The sequence below is a fragment of the 'Nostoc azollae' 0708 genome (assembly GCF_000196515.1).
GTDB classification, from domain to species: domain Bacteria; phylum Cyanobacteriota; class Cyanobacteriia; order Cyanobacteriales; family Nostocaceae; genus Trichormus_B; species Trichormus_B azollae.
The window spans coordinates 90,250-109,570 of sequence record NC_014249.1; the positions used below are offsets into that span (position 1 = coordinate 90,250).

A 19,321-nucleotide genomic window follows, 5' to 3' on the forward strand; every position below is an offset into this window, starting at 1 on the left:
TCATTGAGTTAAATTATTCCAACTGAAGTAGCTAGGGTAAATTTATTCGCATCGAACACAAATCTTGGGCTAAATCAATGAACAAGTTATTTTAACTTGCAATTATAAACATTTTTATCCCAATGGCATTCCCAAGAATATTATCTGTATGAGTAAATTCTACAACGAGGCTTGAGTTTTCATCATTCTTTCCTTTCCACTGCTTCTAAGTATGATTTTAATCTTTTAGAAGTTATTATTGAGGTGCTACTTGGTAATGTCTCTGTTTTTCTCACCTCAATTACTTACTAGCTGGGCAAGTTACCCACAAAATCCAAAAACAACCAAAAAGCTATATCTATAAGATATGAAAATTCTTAGTCAAACACAGGCTTTTGGCTCACCAGGTATTGAGCCGCGATAAACTTATGCTAATAAAGATTGACTAGGAATACCCTACTCTACCTCTAGTCGTGTTTGCTTTACTGTCTGGAAGGGTATCATCACTGGAATTTACAATCCGACAGTAGATAAACCTCAAGTTCACGATTTACAGTACCTAATTTCTGATGGGAAAAGCTTTTTCCATGAAGAAAAACGCCATTTATGATCACAAGTGGAATATCCTTGGACTTATGGCTTAAGATACCGTATTACCAATTCAGATCCCCAAGGGCATTATGCCGTAATTAAGGAAATAATTGCTGACCCATATTTATCCTGCATCTTAACAACATACGAAAATTACAGCAGAGAACTAGTTTATTTCCCAACTCCAGCTATATGCCTTGTGTACGCCGCATCTGGAAATCGGTGGTAGAAATAATAATGGGTAAACAGTAGAGGTAGCTGGACAAAATATTCTTGTAGTAGAAAAAGGCGGAACCTGGCTGTTGCTAGGCGTAACAGTCCCATTTACTTGTCTTTCCTGTGGCTATATTGGTCAAAGTAATAGCTGGACATATTTAACCCATGATTTCCAAATGGATTGGGAGTTTGACAGTACTTTAGATAGCAAGCTTGCTCTGACTGGAGAGCTAAATCTAGATCAAAATTACGAGTTTACTTTAGGACTGTCCTTTGGCAAAACTCTGCACAATGCAATTTCCACATTATTTCAATCGCTGAATATTCCTTTCGAACATTAGAAATAACAATATAACGAATAGTGGGAGCGATCACTTAACGAAATCAAACCATTAGGAAATAATTCCTGTGATGATGGAAACCTATATCACAACAGTGTTAGTTTGTTGTTGGCACATGAAGATAAAACTTATCCCGATGCTTTAATTGCATCTATGACTATCCCTTGGGATGAAGTGAAGGACGAGCAAGACGAAGGAGGATATCACCTTCTCTGGATGCAAGATATAGTCAGCAGTGTAGCAGGTTTAGTCGCAGCTAGAGAAACATATACAGCACTGCGATCGCCTCTGGTGCTGTGCTCCGCGCAACCGCTAATTTATCTGGCCACTAGTCAGCAATATATTCAACATTGAACCATAGACTAAAAAACTAAGTGCTAGGGTAATTGCAGAAATCGTATAAGCATAAACAATTTTGTCATAGGGGCCTGGCATTCCAAATAAATCCCACACCCAACCATTAGCATTGAGTAATGTAGCTAACACAAACAAAAAATCAAATAAATTGGGTATTGATCATCTCGGATGATCAATACAAAGGATAGAATAAGGAAGACTACAAGACCAAAAGTATTTGACCATTTACCTTGCACTGCTGCAGCTATGACAAAACTGTTAGTATAGCCTGTCCTATCCATGCGATAGTTTGATAACCTTTCTAATTCAGAATTTTCAAAAATTACCTCAAAAATATTAATTCAAAACGTCATTTTTCTGCTTAATCCCAATCCGTATTATTCTCATCATATTTAAATTTTTAATGACTTGATAATAACTCTCTTCTACATCATTGTAGTCTTATTTTTGTGATAGTCCTTCACGGCTATCTTGTAAAATTATGTCAGCATGATGGCGCAGGCTTGCTTGATATTTAGAATTATTCGTGTAAGTAGAAATTACAGCTATAGCTTCTAACAAACAAATAGTTACTCCTGCATCCGACTCTCCATACTGCTAAATTCGGTTAAAAGCATGATCGATCAATCCTTGAAAATCCACTCCTTTGGCAATGAAGCACAATTTCCTATTTTTATCATAGCGCTAGGGCGAAGGGAAATCTCTTTGAACTAAGTGGCGCAGTCCAGCAGTAATTCAGTCAATACAGCTAATTGCGGTAAATGGATCGTTTATTCCAGGTGAAATGGCACGCAGAGCCATTTCTACTAATTGATCGATTGGAAATCCTATATCCTGTTATTCTGTATGTTCTTTGCCAAAAATAAAAACATCATTAATTTGTTTGGTAAGTTTTTTATTTACTTTTTCTCCAGGGAAAACCAAGGCTAAATTGCCACCTTGAATTATAAATTTTTCTGGTCTAACCTGAAGGCGTATTAGCAAATTATGTTTAGAAACAATTTCCATTAATTCCTCATTATCAATTGCTTGTAAGTAACCACTTCCATTAGCTCGAATCGGTAAAGCCTCTTTCTTAAAGGACATGGGAATTTCTCCAATTCCTTGTCTATGTTCTGGTTTACCATACCCAATTATTTCTGGAAATAACCTAACAATTGCTGAATGTAACTCTTCACTAACATTTTGGACTACTTGAGATGCCTGAATTATGGTTCAAGCATGATGGATAAAATGAATTAACACACCAATATTAATAATAATTGCGAGTGAAGTCCCAACTGTAACTGAAACTTGTGGTACATTTTATTCATATCCATCTCCTCCTCTATGAATTGTCCGTAATACAAGCAGGCAAAATATGAACGTACCAATAAATATGCTTACTGCAACTTGGTTACCCGTATCCTACATAAAATTACGCAGAAGCTGCGGACTGAAATTGGAAGCAGCCAATTGAAGCGCCACAATTGTAATTGAAAAAGGTGTAGCAGCAACGCTAATCATCAAACCTGCAACCGATCCCAAAAGCGATCGTGCTCCATCTGCTCTACCTGTGTAAAAACACTGATAATCACTGTTTACCTTCCCGGTATGGTCAAGATTCAGCATTGTGAAAGCTAAAGCAGTAGCTCCCACTGCCATAAATGCTGGTATAGACCAGTAACTTGAGTGGAACTGCTCCCACAGTTTGCTTATCTTGACATTTCTCATTGTTCGTTGGTTTAAGAATCTACTTTACCGTTGTTGTCTTCTAAGGAGCGTGCTTTAGCAAGTAAGCTGAGCGAATCGCTGATACGGTGAGGCTTCGGTACTTCACTTTTACCTGCGGGCCAACCTTCACGCTGACGGGAGCGGTTTCCATCTGTCTCTTCGGTCTGGTCGTGGAACAAAATTTGTTGAGTTGGGTATGGCAAATCAATGCCGTTCTCAACATAAAGCTTTTGCTTAATTGCAGAGATTACTTTATCTCGTGAAGATAAATTATCTGCCCTGCGTGGTGGTTTGATCCACCAACGCACACGAATGTTGACACTGCTTCCAGCAAGTTCCATTACCAATACATCAGGAGCCGGATCTTTTAAAATTTCATCTATACTATGTACGGCATCTAACATCAACTGCTTGGCTAGATAAATATCATCGGCGTAGCCAATACCGATATCGTATTCTAATCGGCAGTTGTCAAAGGCAGTGTTTACAGTTACTGAATTAGTAAATAATTCCGAGTTCGGAATAACAATCCGCCGACCATCATAGGTTCTGATTATAGTTGCTCTTGTTTGGATATTTTCAACTGTTCCTTCAAATCCTTTAAAAACAATTTGATCGTCGATTTGGAAAGGCTCAGTTAACAGAATTAAAATCCCAGCTAGAAAGTTTTGCAGAATATCACGAAAACCAAAACCAATTGCAACACCACTAATTCCCAACAGTTGTACTAAATCACCAGCTTTTAATGAGGGGATTATAATAGAAAGGGCGATAAACAACCCAACTAAAATCGTCACGCCCTGCGCTAATCTTCCCAATACTAGCCCTAAGTTCCGGGCAGAGCGACGATTGCGAGTTAACCGCTTGACCAGTGCCTTAATTCTGCTGGCGATAAATAAAATGATTATAAAGATAATCAGTGCTAAGATAATATTCGGGAGCAAAGCTATGAAACTATTAGCTATGCTTTGAAACTTATACCAAGATGTCGATATTTCTGCATTCATGAATTTTCCTCACTAAGGTAATTTTTGCTAATATCAACGCTCAGAATTTTGATCTAATAATTCTTGAATTTCCCCCCGCAATGCTGCGATTTCACTCTGAAGCAGTTGAATCGATTTCACTCCAGCTAACTCTGCTTCGTCATCATCGGTATCACGACCAATAAAAAAGATCGCCAGAGTTGCAGTGACATAGTCAAATATGGCAAACACATACAACGCTAAGAAAAAATAAAGTACTCGACCTTCGGGTATTTTGGGCGAATAGTTAGAATCCATCGTTGTCATTAGCATTGCTTTCCAGCATAAAGGAGTACCGTAGTTGTGCAGCCTTGATTCCACAGGAACTTCGTTTTCAAAGGTATATATTCTTACTCCTCCTATTAAACTGACAATTATTGTTAACGCGACAACATAACTAACCCCTTGCCGGCTTAAACTTGCTGCTAGGACCCGCATTCCCTAGTTAGCACGAGTCATCACTCACAACCACTGTACACTTCGCACAGCCCGCACTCTTTGTAGTACGCGTACTTTTCGGATAATCCGAAAAGTACGCAGCGCTGGCAACACCAAAGAAATAGCTATTAACCAGTTGCTTTTGATATAAGAAAATTTATGAGCAGTAATCACTAGTTTAAATAGAAAATCTAATATAAAAAGAATCCAAATAATGATGCTAAAGGCTTCCAGTAAAGAGTTTAATCCCCAGATGATCTCGATGATGAATAGTGCTAGCCATACAAAGTCCAGCACCACCATTGGAATTTCTAGCCAATCTTCCCTGTTGCAAGACTTCATTACGTTTTTTTTCTAGGGCTGGCTTTTCTGAAATTTTTAAACTACTCAATAAGATGAATTCGTAATGACGTTCGATGACTTGCTAACGCTGTGCTAACATAATTCGTAATTTTAGATAATTAGCTTTATTATTTACTTGCAGGTGTTTCTAGCAGGTTGACATCAACTAAAGGTGTCACATTTAAGTCCTGTTTCCATAATTGGGTTTGAATTGATTGGGGAAGGTGATCGCGTATTTCTTCACTAGACGCTATAACTCCCGGTTGACGCTGCATATAACTAACAGATAGTAGGGTATGCTGCCCTTGAATATTGGATCGTATAAAGTACACATTCGACTCGACTAATTTTGCTAAACCAACTTGCTCCACAGTTTTCTAAACTTGGGCGTTGGCAAGTCGGGCAAGGCTAGAGCGTTGTAAATTGGGAGAATGAGAAAACTACTAAGTCAACAAAAGAGCCTATGCGATGACAGTTATCACCAACGCAGAAAAGAATACCCGTTTTTTACCATGCTGATAGCGAGTTCCTTGAGCAGACAACCTAAATACTCGGAATAACAAAGCTGCTGAAAAGTTGATGCCGCTTTGTTGCAAAAACAGTAAGAATAGCCCCGAAATTGCCATATCCCATCTGCCAACCGTACCAGCTATACCGACAATTCCCACAGGTGGAGCTAAGGAAGCGGCAACTAATATTCCGGTTGCTGCCCCAGAGACTAAACTACTGCGATCTGATTGAACTAAGTTGAGAGCTCCTGCTGCTCTGACTGCCAATGGTAAAATTACTGCCACTGCTGAAATCTAGCTATTGTCTAGCATTAAACTAGTGAGAATTTCTTGCTGTAATATCAGGCTAAGTAACCAAGTAGTGGCAATTATGACTGCTAAAGCAGTAAGATTTCTTGAAATACTCTGTCCTAAGAGTTGGCAATCACCTCATGCAGTTGCAATTGCTGTATTCATCGCCTGGCCTGCAAAGGGTGCAATCAGCATTGCTGCCCCTAGCAAGTAAGCTATTGTAGTATACAAGCCAATCCAGACTACAAAGCTTGTCAGTGCTCCATAACCAAGAAAACCTCGCCAAGAACTAACACTTTGCAAACGAGAAAGAAAAATCTCAATCGGATTGCGTTCTTCCACATCTATAACTTGTTGCGGTGCTTCTAATACAGGTGGTTGCAGAGTCATCACATCAGTTGGTACGAGCATAATTTGTACTTTGGGCAAGTCTTGCAACTTGTCCAGAACTTTGCTAACTTCTTGATTAGAAAGGTGAACAGTCACTACATCAATCGGTATCAATCGGTTCTTCTGCATTGCCTTCAAATCGCGCGAGATTTGTGCCATTATGAGATTTGACAATATCGATAAGAGCTTTTCCATTTCCCCGTGGTACTTGGATAATAATTTGATGCATTGTACCCTCCTATTGATAACCATCTTATTTTTTTTAGACAATAACTCTACTACCCAAAGAAAGATTCTTTGAAAGATGTATCTCATACTCAGTTAACACTTAAATTTTGTCCGTAAAATGAGTACATAGGAAAATAACTGATAGCCAAGATAGCAAAAAAGTTTATATAAAGAAAATTTCATTGATTTATTGTTTGAGACTTAGATTAAATCTCAATATTGGAAAAGATGTGGAGAAACCTGGTATATTTTTATACTCGAAAGCAAGCTTTAGATTTTATTGACTCAGCCCATTGAAGAGACATATCAACAAGGATTTATAACAGGTTATCCTGATGGTTATTTTCATCCTAATCAACCCGTTTCTAAGATTGAGGCTATAGTTGCTTTAAGCAAAGGATTGAATTTAACTACTGGTACATCAACACTTAGTATACCTACAGCCATGCAGAGAGTAGTTCCTCAAAAAACCGCACAAAAACCGATAAAAGCACGTATTTTTATGTCGTTTGTATTTACTACTTTAATGCAGCCTTTATTGATATCAAAAGTCCCAGCTTTAGTAGTTAATGCTGTCAGCCTTAACCGTCCTGCGTCATTTATTATTACCAATACTTACGCAGATACCAATAATATTACGCAATATGCAGTTGGAGATGTAGCAGCCGCAACTAAGGCAAATATAGTAGTCAGCTATCCAAATCCAAAAGTTATTAATCCAAATAAACTTGCAACTAGAGGAGAGATTACAGCTTTAGTTTATCAAACTTTAGTTTCCCAAGGGAAAATAGAACTAATTGCTATTAATTTACCTGCTAATCGCTATGTTATTTGGACTCCTGTTCACCAAAAAACACTCAATAAGTACGATTTTATTCAACATTTCTGCTGATTTCAGGTCTAAGAAGTTAGTTATAAGCTTCTAAAATTTTATGCAAACTTTTACTTGTGGTTTAATTAAAACTAATTCTTTAAACCCATTAATTCCACAGTAATGATTTTTTAGAGATGTATATCTTTTTTTAGAAAGAAGGAGTAAAAAATTATATCTTTACACCTGCAAATCAAATATAGATTTAGGAGGAAAAATAATAGGGAGTAACAAGATTTTGTGAGATCAGGCAAAACAGGTACTATTAGAACTTTTTCAGAATTACTGTTATGTTATAATAAAGAGATAGCCTTTTTGAACTACTAAATTCAACTCGTAGTTATAAATTAAGGCTAGTAAGTTACTGGGAATTTCTACACAAGTAGACGTCAGAAGCCTAATCATTCAGGCCGATCCAGGCTAGTTATTACAATAATCCTCAATTTGTTGGATAATGCGATTAAGCATTCAGCAGCCAATCATCAAGTATTTATCTCTGCATACAGCCAAGGCGAACAAGCTATTATTCAAATTCAAGACGAAGGAAAAGGGATAAAAGAGGGTGATTTACCCCGAATCTTTGAGAAATTTTATATAACAGACCCTGCATGTAAAGGTAGCGGTAATCTTCTAGTATTAGCAATTTCTAAGCGGATTATTGAGGCCCATCAAGCTAGTATTATCGCCTGCAAAACATCAAATCAAGGGATAACTTCTACTATATACTTGCCGATAATTCTTCATGTATGATTTCTAATACTCTATGAGTGGGGTTGCACTCATATAATTAAGTTTTGACCATGATAACTGTACAATTACTCTTACGAGAAATATTTTCAGCAATATTTCCTTGAATCGCTTGTTGTAGTAAACTCTCACAACTAGCTCCCAGAACAATTACATCACTCTTATCTTGTTCTGCACACTGGAGGACAGCATCAGAAACAGAATTAGCACGAATTGGGGTAGCCACTACTTTACCACTAACTCGGCATTGCAGAAAGTTAACGGATTTATCTAATAAAGTTGTATCGGGAATAGAGTTATTAGGCTGGAAAACTTGACATAGATTGATTTGGGATGACCTACTTAAAGAAGAAAGCGCAGGTAATAACTTAATTGCTTGGCTGGAGTTGGGTCCACCTGCTATTGGCAATAACCAACGGTCAAAGGATCTTTTATCATCTAATTTAGCCAAGATAACATCACAACCTGCCTGTCGAATTATGGTATCCACGACTCGGCTAAAAACTCTACCAGGAGTTGATGTACTGCCTTTCCATCCCATCAGTACCAAGTCAATGTGTCGTTCCTTGACAGTCTCCAAAATTGCCCCAGCAACATTATGAGCAACTCGAATCTCGGTGTGAACGGGAATCCGCGAATTCTCTCCTAAAAGTATTGCCCGTTGCAAAAGTTGAAGACTTTTGCTGATTTGTACTGGTGTTTCCGATGGAATACGGCTAGACGGAACAATAATCACTTGTAGGGATTCTATTTCGTAATTGCGATCTTTGGCAATCGCAACTGCCATTTCTAGTAAAGTCTCGGCTGTCTGTGGATGTGAAAGCGGTACTAACAATCTTCCTTTGCCTGTAGCCGGAGCGCGACTTTGGTAAACCACATAAGAAGGTGCTAATTTACGTTCCATTTGTTCGCTATTACCACTAAGTCGCTCTGCTTCTACACGGATAATATCACTACGAGTAATAATTCCTATAAGCTTGCGACCTTCTGTAACAAGCAAGCAGCTGAGATGATAACGATTAAGTATATGTAGTACATGAGCCAGTGTCGCTGTGGGAGTTACTGTCACTGGCTCTGGTGTCATAATCTCGCTAATAGTTGTATCTCCACTTAACTTTTGCGAAGCAATATTAACTAAATCTTCCTGAGTAACAATACCAACAACTTTACCATTCTCTAAAACTGGGAAGTTGCGATGGTGAGAGTGGGAAAATGCCTGTACCGCTTCATCAGTACTCATCTGGCTAGAGAGGGTTTCCAAACGCCGTTGCATTACATCTACGGCACTGAGTTGTGCCAGAAGCACCTCTCTGCTTGGCTCCTTGGTTATATGAATTCCTTTCCACTCTAGTAAAAGGTCGTAGAGAGATCGATGGTCAATTTTTTCTGCTACTAAGTAGGCAACCACAGAAGCAATCATTAGCGGTAGTACCAGGTTAAAATCTGTTGTCATCTCAAATACAATGACAACTGCCGTAATTGGAACCTTAGATACAGCGCTAAAAAAAGCAGCCATACCCACATGAGCATAGACTGCCGCAGCACTCATTCCCAGTAAACTGTGTTCGATAGCACCGACTAAGTAACCAAGGGCAGATCCCAAGACTAAGGTGGGAACTAGTAAACCCCCTGGCGCTCCAGAACCGTAGGTAAAAATAATTAGGATAAACTGAACTAAAAGAGCGATCGCTGCAAATGACCAGTTAGTATTACCTGCAAGCAAAATTTCTCTCAACCCAGCATGATCGCGAAAGGTAGCAGGTAATAAAGCGATCACCACACCACTAACTAACCCAGCGATTCCAATTCGCCAGGATAAACTCAACCTTACCATTCGGCGGTTAATTGCTAGACTCTCGAGAATACCTTTATTAAATAGAATGCCTATAAACCCCGCCAGAACTCCTAAAATCAAGTAGAATGGGATTTCCTGCGCAAAGAAAGTTGTATCGGGAAGACCTAAATTTAGATGATTCAGATCAAGGTTGTGACTACCATAAAGCCGGGAAATGACTGAAGCGATGAAAGAAGCCAAAATCGCAGTCCCAAGAGTGATACCTGACACATCTTGCAGTAATTCTTCCACTACAAAAAGCACACCTGCGATAGGTGCATTAAAAGCCGCAGCTAATCCCGCCCCCGCTCCAGCGGCGATCAATTGGCGACGATGCTCTGGTGAAGTCGGAGCCCAGTTACTAAATTGATTTGCCAAGGCTGCCCCAATTTGGACAGTTGGCCCTTCCCGTCCCAAAGGCATTCCCGAACCCAACACTAACGTAGCGCTGATCAACTTGACCAAAGCAATCCGCAGATTTAACGGCATCGGTACCCGAGCCAATACTGCTTTCACTTCAGACATTCCACTACCTGATGCTTCCGGTGCAAAGCACTCGACTAGCCAACCAGCTAAGATTCCTCCTACTAGTCCAATACTCGGTAGTACTAAGTAGGCAGGACAATGGTAAGAAACACGCACTCGTAATGCGCCTGCCCAATCCACTGCCTGTCCTAACAGAACTGCCGCTAACCCAGAAACTAGACCAATCACGCAAGCTTCCACGAAAGCCAAGCGCCTCGGTTTAACCAGCTGACGGGAAAGCCTCAACCAAAAAATTTTACTCCTGGCTAACATATTTTTAGCAATCACTTGTCATCAATGAAGGTATATAAATGTCTGAAATATCTTACCATTCACCCTATTCATAGAGTTTCATAAGAAAATGAAATCAGAATGAAATTTTCCTATGCCTAAAGATATAGATATATGCCGTAGCAGTACAATATTTGTAGTATTTTGTACTGCTCGGAAGTAAATATTTTTTCAGGTCTTTTGGCTTGTACCCATTTTGCAGCTAGATATTTTTTGTAGTAAACCTCCCAGCGATTCCTTTCGGCTTTGTTCTTGTGAGACTACCAGGGGCGTGATTAACTCTCCCGCAAAATATGAACAAGCACATTTTCGTTATTTCTCAAAACCTTACTGGATAAAGGTTTAAAAATGTGAAAGTTGAGAGTTAACCAAGCCTTAATGTCATTCACTAGCTGGCTAAGATTTTTGGTTTTTTCCTCACAAAACCTCCAAAAATTTGCTTGCTCCTCTTCCGAGAGAGTCTTAATAAATCTTAGGAATTGAAGATTAGCTCTGGGTAGGGTTTTTGGAACTCAGTTATTGCGTAGCGATCGCGCTTGTTGCAGTAAGGCATTCGTTAAGCTGCTGACCAGAATGATTAAGTATTAGTCGGCCCAACAAATCAATAGTGATCGCGTCGCCTAGCAAGGATGCCCCTTTTGATTAAAAGAATGGAAAGTAGCTAATCAAGCAGGAGAAAGTGTAGCATTTTCTGGACTATGTTGGACTTCAGGGAGTATGGTGAAGTAACTATCCACTTTTGTGATTCAAAAAATTGGATATTTAGATATTTAAGGACTAGATCTAATATTTTGAGTACCTGATTTACATAATTCCCACAAGGGGAATTATGTAAATCAGGGAAAATTATATAGCAACTTGTAAAAATGAAAACCTTACTTCGGGAAATATAATAAAGGCATAAAAGCTTTATTTTTAATTTATTGCTGTTTAGAGTGCTAATTTAAATACCCCTTTGGAAGATATATTAAATTCTATACTGACATCTATATTTTATCTCAAGATACTTGCTCTTGGAGTATGTTGATTTGAAATTATTTCCCTCTGCCACTGTTCTAAATCATCGGTTATCTCTCTCAAATGTAGCATTTAATTTTGCAAAATATCGCCTTTTAGATTCTGTAAAGCCAAAAATTGTCTGAGGATTCTTGATTTCTCTGGATTGTATGTTTAACTTTTTGATTAGGAATTTGATTAGGAAGAGTTGACTCAGATCTTAATTGTAATAAACGCTTAACCAGATGAGGAGAAACTTTGACAATTTCAGCAGCAGTGGTCAAATTTTTACGTGACTGTAACTCTTGAATTAAATTTTGTAATTTCTGCCATAAAGGATTACTGGGAGTTATCCAGCATTTTTCTACTACTACTTATAATCCCTTGGTAATGAGACTGTAGTGTGGAGTACCTTTGCCTGTTAGCACCCGAACGTTGTAAACTTAGTGAGTCCTAGCTGAAAATTGCTTAATAACCGTCAAGTGTACAGCATTTGTAGCAAGGAGCATTTCGCAAATACTGACTGGGTTAATTTGTCTGAGGTGAATTAAATCGGCTCCTGAGTCTTTACAATTCGACCTGTCGGACAAGCCTTGCAAACAACCATCCACATCCATAAGGATGTGAGAAGGGTCATCTAAACCATACTCATTGAATAACTTCCCCAATTTTGTAAAACGAGATGCATACAAAATGTCCCGGACATACCTCCACAGTTTGCAGTTGGGCTTGAGTGCAGGTGACCTTGCTTCTGGGGATAATACTTAGAAAAATTTTGGTATCAGTTGATTATACTCTTGGTGTCAGTAATGCTTGAGGTGGAATATTGACCAATCAAAGAAGTTGTGACAGTTAGAGATAAACAAAAAAACTTGTTCATTTTTATCCTCTGGAAAACTCTTACTAATTTCTATTCAGTAGTTTAAAGTCGCAAAGAGTAATTTAGTTGAACAGTAATTTGAGTATTTTACCGGATGAAAGAAATGTTAGGTCGCTTCATATTTGCTACAATCGCTTTTTGATTTTGTTATTCTACCTGCTTACTAACTGTACCAAATGCTCCTTGAGCAAATGCACCCAATAAAAAGCGATCGCCACTTTTACTGGTTTAGATGCTCCTCAACCCACTATTGGATTGAGAAATGCTACTTTGAATATCAGGTTGATTAACCACTTCCCCACCTTGGCCAATCCTGACATTAAGCCTAGTCGTGCATCCAAGCCTAAAATCTCTTTACCTTTGTCCTTATACTGATTAGCAATTAAAGGTTCTCCTCTTTGACCTTGTATAACTGTGCTTTTACCTCAAAAATGGCCAAATTTTGAACCATAAGCTGACCAAAAATTCACCAAGCTTCACACCTTGCAGCAAAAAGTTAGATAAAATTTTGTACCAATAAATGGCCGCGTGTTAAAAAGGTAAATCATAATAGAGCGTAGAGTTGTCTAAACCCCAAACAGTCAAAATTGCCCAAATCCAACAGCAATGTCATCAACTTAGCTGCCAAGTTATGGTTCAAACAAGCTGTGAGGGACAGTATTTGTTGATTGTAGTCAAGGTAAAAACTCTTTTTATCAGCACCCTCGATGTTGCAAATCAATGAACTCAGAAGAATTTGAGTATTGGTGTAGACAGCAATAACTAACGGCACAAACAATAGATTTGATTCCCAAAATTCGTGCTACTCCACCCTCACGTCGTATACAGGAACGAGCCAAAAACTTGAGTGGAGTATACCCTAGTCGGAAAATGGGTCAAACCATCCAATTTGAAAGCCACACCGTAGAATTGTAGGCAATTTACCAGATGGAAAACGACCCAGAAGTCTTAGAATATTACTACCAGCTCCCACCCTTCAAAATTCAGTACAAAAATGCAGTCGGACGTAACATAAGTCATTACCATACCCCTAACTTCTTTGTATTACGCTCCACAGGAGCAATCTGGGAAGAATGGAAAACAGTCAAAGCATTAGAGCGACTAGTCCTAAAATACCCAGGACGCTACCAAAAAACAGAAACCAGACATTGGCACAGCCTCCCAGAAGAAGCTTACGCCGCCACCTATGGACTAATATACAACATCTGCACCAATGCTTAAGTACATCAAGTTTTCACCCAAAACCTGATGTTTATGTCAGATTACTTCGGGTTCAACACGAACATCCCCACCAGCGTCACCGAAAAAATACAGCAATGGGTAAAAAGCACCCTATGAACAACAATTACCGCAATGCTGGCATCGGTTCCCGGAGTCAGAGCCAAAGATGTATACGCTATAATTGTAACCCAACAGCTGTATGTAGACTTGTATGTTGTCCCATTAGTAGAACATTGGCGATTAAAACTGTGGGCAAATCAACAAAATACCGATGCTCATACCCTGCTAACACAAGAAACTATATTCCCTAACTTAGAATTCATCTCCCCCACAACACTCTTATCTAACACAACATTTTTGTGGGACTCAAGACCGTGGACTTTAATCAATCACGGTGAAACCACCACCACACTACTACCGAAAGTTGGGCAACCAATATAGTTACCAACAGCATTTCTTCTCCAATTGCTCTTTGCAGGTGATATTAGCATCTAATCAAAAGAGGAACTCAAAAGCACCAACGAAACCGTGCGCTCATTAATAGATGCCACCTCCCCCAGCGACCTCAGATAAGCAAACCACAGATTTCATCTAGTACAAGCATATTTCCAGCGTCACACAGAAATCCACAAAGATATTAAATCCCGCACCCTGCGTCGTTGGGTACAATAGTACCCAACGACGCAGAAACCAGCTTAGGTTGTGGTTATATTAGTCTACTGCCACGGACAAAGAGTAAAGGAAATCGTCAATCCAAAGTACCAACTCAAGAGAGCGAACTACACGATAAATTTATTACAGACTATTTTGAAACCCCTAAACAAGCACCAGCAGCTTCAGTCTATCGAGCATATATTCAGAGCTTGCCTATCCTTAAACATTCAAACACTCAATCAGCGCACATTCTATTCTCGATTAAAGAAGCGACAAATCCACGAACACACCACGGCAATAATTTGCTGTAGAAACAGCTGCTTATTCCCCGATTATAATTCTTACAGGAGGTCCAGAAGTAGGTGAAACTTTTACTAACCACACGATAGTCAGCTTGTGAAAGGCGATGGGAAAATCAATCGCTTTGGCTTCACCAACTGGACGAGCTGCCCAACGTTTGAGTGAAATGACTGGGTTGGAAGCAAAAACAATACACCGCTTATTAGAATCTGACCCCAAGACGATGGGGTTTAAATGCGGTAGCGAAAATCCTTTACCGCAGGCAGCAGTTATTATTGATGAAGCGAGTATGTTAGATTTTTTTTAAATACTCCTTAGTTAAAGCAGTTTCTGCAGTTAAAGCAGTTTCTGCGGGCACACAATTTTTATTAATGGGAGATATTGACCAGTTACCGTCAGTTGGACCGGTTAATGTACTTGCTCACTGGATAAATTCTGGTAAAGTGCCTGTAGTGGGAATAACTCAGGTATTTCGCCAAGCGCAACAAAGTGCAATTATTACAGCAGCCAACGAAATTAACCGGGGACAGTATCCGACAATTGAACACATCAAGAATAACCCTATTTCTCATTGTTTGTAGCATGGTGGAGGATTTGAACTAGAACACGGTTTACAAAAAATTTGTACATTAATTACAGATTTGATTCCCCGATTAGGATTTAACTCAGCTAGAGATGTACAAGTGCTTTGTCCGATGACATGGGATTAGTGGGTACTCATACTCTTAATAATATCTTGCAGAAACTAATTAACCATAAAAGTCCCGAAAAAGTGGAAATTACTAGGGTTGGGATGACGTTGCGGGTAGGTAACAGGCTAATTCAGCAGACTAATGATTATTAACGGGAAGTGTTTAATAGTGATTTAGGAAATCTTACTGCAATTAACACAGTTAAACAAGAGGTAAATGTACAGTATGGTGATCACGCAAGCGATGACTTATCAGTCCAATCGGTAGTTTATAATTATGCTGACTTGAATGAAATTACACTCGCTTAGAGTGTTTCTATACATAAGTCCCAAGGTTCTGAATATGCGGTGGTGATTTTACCTTTGTATATGCAATATTATATGATACTGAGTCGTAATTTGCTTTATACAGGTCTAACTCGTGCGAAAAAGTTAGCAATTGTAATTGGTTCAAAAAAGACGATTTCTTTAGCTGTATGCTCTACTAATAATATGCGCCGATATACAGAGATAAAGCAAAGGTTGGTCTTGTTGGGTAAACATTTATGAACTACTGAAACTAATATGAAGATATATAGAATAAATAAAATACCGAAAATAATTGAATGCGGATGCACGCAGATAAATGCAGATAGATCAATAAATTTTAGAGTTATGTACAACCTCACATAAAATGAGGACGTTGCTGAATCATGGGATAATTTCACCGAAATTAGAACAAATTTTAAGGGTTTCAACTACTAATTCATCCCGCATTTATACAATGCTAAAACTGGTATAAACATCTACTTTCATGGACAACTAAAAATATTGATTGGCTGCATAATTACATTGGTAGTACAGAAAATATTGTTTAAGATAATATGAGAGAATATTTTAATAAATTGATTAGTACTTTAGCTTGATCATTCATATTTTACGAGAACCTGCAACACCTACCTAAATCAACGAGATGCTTCAAGCCAATCATTTCTATATTAAAATAGTCATAGATATACGTCATCAAATTTTGGCAGGTGAAGGTAAAATGCACTCTGGCTATGAAAGTATTTTACTTGAAAATGGGAGTCAACAGCAAGATATTTAGGGCGCAAGTTAGAATCCTATTTCCCAAGGAAATTTCTATAAATGAATGGTAAATCTCCGTCCATGTCAAAATAGAACAGTGGGAATTCTAGATCCAGCAATTTGGGAAAAGGTCGAACAAATTATCCACAATTTATTAGGAAGTGTATGAATAACTGGACTGTAGAAAAAATTATATTTCGATGCGAGCATCTTTCTTTACATCTTGAAAGATTGGCACAGAACTTTCTACAAATGGCATCTCTCAGTTAGGATGAGGCTAATAGAGAAATGCTACTTCAAATTGTTAGAGAAAGTAAAGTATTTTTAGAACTGACAGCGATTGATTTAGATGTGGGCAGTACCTTTAAACTGGCTCAAATGAAACGTCAATTGTCTCGGTGGCATATTTATTGGTTGGAAACTTAGGCAAGTGATTTTAGTCGTCTGGAAATTTCAACCTTGTCTCAAACCTAGGCAAATCGAATTAGGGAGATGGCAGAAGTTCTGGTTTAAATTAACTAAAGCAAAAATTCATCTCATTACCTGCCCAAAAGGCAGGTAATGAGATGAATTTTCGGTAAGTTTATGACAGTCTCCCCGGATTTTTAACAAAGATTATGAAAGTCTTATTAAATCTAGATTCTCGATTTTCACACTGTTGAAAAAATACTCTCTTAAAAAATCGAGGAAACATATTTTGTGTAAGCTTTTGGAAGATAATGATTACATTATTTGTGAGAAATCTAAGATCTGCTTCTAGCACAATACGCTATTTCATGCGGCTTTCTTCTTTGGAGTAGTTATTGACTTAATTTATAAGATAGTGATCGCTTTACTAAAGCCCTTTGAATGATACTCACAGCCATAGTTTGTCCCAAGTAGAGGTAAATACGTCAAAATAGTTAAGATAGAACAGAGATAATTATTAAGCTAAATTTTATGTCTGATATTAACTGGGGATTAATTAGAAGCGGTTCAACATTTGGAAATCTAATTTGCTCCTTGACTCTTCTTAAGGATCATAAGGCTCGTCTTTAGGTCCGTCCTGAAAAAGATTTTGCCCAGGATGCACGATCAGGAGATGGATTGACTATTTACCAAATGAAATTTCATCAAAACAAGTCTACATCTTTGACTATTGCAGATGCCAAAAAAGAAGCTAAGAGAATTTCTGAATACTTCAAAACGCCTAGTAAATCACAAGAAAGATGGCAGGGAGTAAAAAAATGGATATTGGTAAGTAATATTGCGTTTGCTTCAAATGACGATAAACTGAAATGGAATAAAGATATTAAGACATTATTTACCAAGTTGGCATTAGAAATATCCTAATTGGCAGAAGATAGACATTGAAACACGACTGTACCAGTATCCTGATCTGAAGCAAGCTTATTTTGGTGGAGAAACGCAAGTTTCTTGGGAATTGCTGAAGCATGTGAGCAGATAAAAAATTTCAAGTATTTAACCATCCTCATACTATAAATGCCACTTATCAGGGAAGAACAAGAGAAGTAGAGCAATTTCGGAATCTTATTAATGATGCAGATGAAAAGATTCTTGTTATTCATGGGGCTAGACGTATTGGCAAGACTTGATTTCTTCTGCAAGGTGCAGAAACTCAGGCTTTACCAGAAGGATGCCAGGTAATTTAGGCAAATGTGGCAAATATGGGAACTATGACAACAAGTAGCTCATGGTTCATGGGATTAATTCCCGAACGTCGTACTTTAGTTTTGATTGATGAACCTGATGATAAAACTATTTTGAAGACGCTAATAGAACAAATTTCCAGTAGTCGTATTAAAACTTGGAAAATTGCTATTGCTATTCGTTCTTACAACGATTGAGTTTTGAAGTATCTAAAGGGAACTCGAATATGCCCAATGGTTAAAGAATTGCAGTTACCAGCTTTAGAAAACAATGAAGCAGTTGCTTCTTGTGAAGAACTTCTGAAATCAGGTTATCTGGAAATATGGACAGCTGATCGAAAAACACAAGCTGATACTCGGATTGCTAATAGATATTATAATTATCTAATCTGGACGGCGATAGCTGTCAAGCTTCTAGAGAAAAGACAAGAAGAAAACAGTATAGGCAATTTTGAAACAACGCCTGAAGAAATAGAGGAGTTACTATCTGGATACTTGAAAAGTATTATTACATGACAGTATACTATTAATCCTACTACACGAGTCGAAAATATTCTACAGTGGACAGCGTTATCTAATACCGCAAATCGAGAAGATACTGCTGTAATAAGCTGAATTACAACAAAGGTTGGATGTAGAAATTCCACAGAACTAAAGAGATATTCAGATCAGCTAATTGCCTGCAATATGCTTATTAACCAAGGAGGTTATGACCGTTTATTAAAAAAAAATCAGATATTTTAGCAGATTATCTTTTGCAAGATTGGCTAATTCATAATAACGAACTATCTGACGATGCCTTAAAATTGTTGAAGAAATCAATAGAATTTTAGAAAAGCCTACAAAAGTTTTAAATATTCTAAAACTACTCTTAAAAAGTATTACTAAATTTGAATTAAATCAACAGTTATGGTGCAATAACTATATGAATATTTTAAAGGAATTTCTAGACGAATAGTATGAGACAATTCCGAAAAGGAATGCTCGTCAGAAATTAGCATACCTTAATCTTTTACATGAATTTTTTTACTCATGTATCTAAGGTTTTGAAGATTTCAAGGACAATCGTAAATTCCAACTTATAATCAGAAGTTATTTCAACTATTTTCGGACAAGAAACTATTGACAATAATGATGTAATATTGGCACTACCATAGATTATTGACCATACGGC

At 37.9% G+C, this 19,321-nt stretch carries 19 protein-coding genes and 4 pseudogenes; 15 read left to right on the forward strand and 8 right to left on the reverse strand.

The window, feature by feature from the left end; translation table 11 throughout:
• Window positions 1-481: 481 nt before the first annotated feature.
• From AAZO_RS40670 to AAZO_RS40680, 3 genes and pseudogenes are all read left to right on the forward strand, one after another.
• Window positions 482-799: pseudogene (locus AAZO_RS40670) on the forward strand (hypothetical protein).
• 73 nt (window positions 800-872) lie between these two features.
• On the forward strand, window positions 873-1,127 hold the full coding sequence (locus tag AAZO_RS40675) for a hypothetical protein (protein ID WP_266890014.1): 255 nt from the start codon (window positions 873-875) through the stop codon (window positions 1,125-1,127).
• A 102-nt stretch (window positions 1,128-1,229) separates the two neighbouring features.
• The gene (locus AAZO_RS40680) at window positions 1,230-1,481 is read left to right on the forward strand and encodes a hypothetical protein (protein WP_049790995.1); all 252 of its coding nucleotides are present in this window, start codon (window positions 1,230-1,232) and stop codon (window positions 1,479-1,481) included.
• Window positions 1,482-1,925: 444 nt separating this feature from the next.
• Here the strand turns inward: AAZO_RS40680 and AAZO_RS25375 are convergent.
• The 6 genes and pseudogenes from AAZO_RS25375 to AAZO_RS44470 form a co-directional block, all read right to left on the reverse strand.
• Window positions 1,926-3,197 (reverse strand): annotated as a pseudogene (locus AAZO_RS25375) (DUF2254 domain-containing protein).
• Between the two features lie 11 nt (window positions 3,198-3,208).
• The gene (locus tag AAZO_RS25380; RefSeq protein WP_013193312.1) at window positions 3,209-4,204 is read right to left on the reverse strand and encodes a mechanosensitive ion channel family protein; all 996 of its coding nucleotides are present in this window, start codon (window positions 4,202-4,204) and stop codon (window positions 3,209-3,211) included.
• 33 nt (window positions 4,205-4,237) lie between these two features.
• A pseudogene (locus AAZO_RS25385) lies at window positions 4,238-5,051 on the reverse strand (potassium channel protein).
• A gap of 79 nt (window positions 5,052-5,130) precedes the next feature.
• Window positions 5,131-5,334: a hypothetical protein gene (locus AAZO_RS44460; RefSeq protein ID WP_420807086.1), complete on the reverse strand. Its 204-nt coding sequence runs from the start codon at window positions 5,332-5,334 to the stop codon at window positions 5,131-5,133.
• Between the two features lie 129 nt (window positions 5,335-5,463).
• The gene (locus AAZO_RS44465; RefSeq protein WP_420807087.1) at window positions 5,464-5,796 is read right to left on the reverse strand and encodes a DUF389 domain-containing protein; all 333 of its coding nucleotides are present in this window, start codon (window positions 5,794-5,796) and stop codon (window positions 5,464-5,466) included.
• Window positions 5,797-5,940: 144 nt separating this feature from the next.
• Window positions 5,941-6,351: a DUF389 domain-containing protein gene (locus AAZO_RS44470; RefSeq protein WP_420807088.1), complete on the reverse strand. Its 411-nt coding sequence runs from the start codon at window positions 6,349-6,351 to the stop codon at window positions 5,941-5,943.
• 349 nt (window positions 6,352-6,700) lie between these two features.
• Here AAZO_RS44470 and AAZO_RS25395 point away from each other — a divergent pair, with 349 nt between their 5' ends.
• Together AAZO_RS25395 and AAZO_RS25400 are read left to right on the forward strand one after the other, a co-directional pair.
• A complete protein-coding gene (locus AAZO_RS25395; RefSeq protein ID WP_013193313.1) occupies window positions 6,701-7,312 on the forward strand; it encodes an S-layer homology domain-containing protein in 612 nt (203 codons plus the stop codon).
• Between the two features lie 426 nt (window positions 7,313-7,738).
• Window positions 7,739-8,041, forward strand: a complete 303-nt coding sequence (locus tag AAZO_RS25400) for a sensor histidine kinase (RefSeq protein ID WP_041644100.1) — start codon at window positions 7,739-7,741, stop codon at window positions 8,039-8,041.
• 37 nt (window positions 8,042-8,078) lie between these two features.
• On the opposite strand, the gene AAZO_RS25405 is transcribed toward AAZO_RS25400, so the two are convergent.
• Together AAZO_RS25405 and AAZO_RS40690 are read right to left on the reverse strand one after the other, a co-directional pair.
• Complete coding sequence (locus tag AAZO_RS25405) at window positions 8,079-10,670, reverse strand: chloride channel protein (RefSeq protein ID WP_013193314.1); 2,592 nt, start codon at window positions 10,668-10,670, stop codon at window positions 8,079-8,081.
• Between the two features lie 1,457 nt (window positions 10,671-12,127).
• Window positions 12,128-12,376, reverse strand: coding sequence for a hypothetical protein (locus AAZO_RS40690; RefSeq protein WP_228371804.1), 249 nt, complete (start codon window positions 12,374-12,376; stop codon window positions 12,128-12,130).
• Window positions 12,377-13,347: 971 nt separating this feature from the next.
• On the opposite strand from AAZO_RS40690, the gene AAZO_RS41970 reads away from it, so the two are divergent.
• The 10 genes and pseudogenes from AAZO_RS41970 to AAZO_RS25445 all read left to right on the forward strand — a co-directional run bounded on the left by AAZO_RS41970 (window position 13,348) and on the right by AAZO_RS25445 (window position 18,663).
• Window positions 13,348-13,479 carry a hypothetical protein gene (locus AAZO_RS41970; RefSeq protein ID WP_266890022.1) on the forward strand — a complete coding sequence of 44 codons (132 nt, stop codon included), beginning with the start codon at window positions 13,348-13,350 and terminating at the stop codon, window positions 13,477-13,479.
• A gap of 12 nt (window positions 13,480-13,491) precedes the next feature.
• Window positions 13,492-13,785, forward strand: coding sequence for a TnsA endonuclease N-terminal domain-containing protein (locus tag AAZO_RS40695; protein WP_049790997.1), 294 nt, complete (start codon window positions 13,492-13,494; stop codon window positions 13,783-13,785).
• Between the two features lie 132 nt (window positions 13,786-13,917).
• Complete coding sequence (locus tag AAZO_RS40700) at window positions 13,918-14,226, forward strand: hypothetical protein (protein ID WP_049790998.1); 309 nt, start codon at window positions 13,918-13,920, stop codon at window positions 14,224-14,226.
• A gap of 218 nt (window positions 14,227-14,444) precedes the next feature.
• Complete coding sequence (locus tag AAZO_RS40705; protein WP_049790999.1) at window positions 14,445-14,750, forward strand: hypothetical protein; 306 nt, start codon at window positions 14,445-14,447, stop codon at window positions 14,748-14,750.
• Window positions 14,744-15,979, forward strand: a pseudogene (locus tag AAZO_RS25420) (ATP-dependent DNA helicase); the annotation flags it as partial. The gene AAZO_RS40705 and the pseudogene AAZO_RS25420, both read left to right, overlap by 7 nt.
• 403 nt (window positions 15,980-16,382) lie before the next feature.
• Window positions 16,383-16,517 (forward strand): DUF5674 family protein, encoded by a 135-nt coding sequence (locus AAZO_RS40710; protein WP_228371805.1) that lies wholly within the window; start codon window positions 16,383-16,385, stop codon window positions 16,515-16,517.
• A gap of 269 nt (window positions 16,518-16,786) precedes the next feature.
• Window positions 16,787-16,924: a hypothetical protein gene (locus AAZO_RS40715; RefSeq protein ID WP_013193315.1), complete on the forward strand. Its 138-nt coding sequence runs from the start codon at window positions 16,787-16,789 to the stop codon at window positions 16,922-16,924.
• A 660-nt stretch (window positions 16,925-17,584) separates the two neighbouring features.
• A complete protein-coding gene (locus AAZO_RS25435) occupies window positions 17,585-17,830 on the forward strand; it encodes a hypothetical protein (RefSeq protein ID WP_228371806.1) in 246 nt (81 codons plus the stop codon).
• A gap of 344 nt (window positions 17,831-18,174) precedes the next feature.
• Window positions 18,175-18,345, forward strand: a complete 171-nt coding sequence (locus AAZO_RS36020) for a hypothetical protein (RefSeq protein WP_187289695.1) — start codon at window positions 18,175-18,177, stop codon at window positions 18,343-18,345.
• Between the two features lie 36 nt (window positions 18,346-18,381).
• A complete protein-coding gene (locus tag AAZO_RS25445; RefSeq protein ID WP_013193317.1) occupies window positions 18,382-18,663 on the forward strand; it encodes a hypothetical protein in 282 nt (93 codons plus the stop codon).
• Window positions 18,664-19,321: the final 658 nt, after the last annotated feature.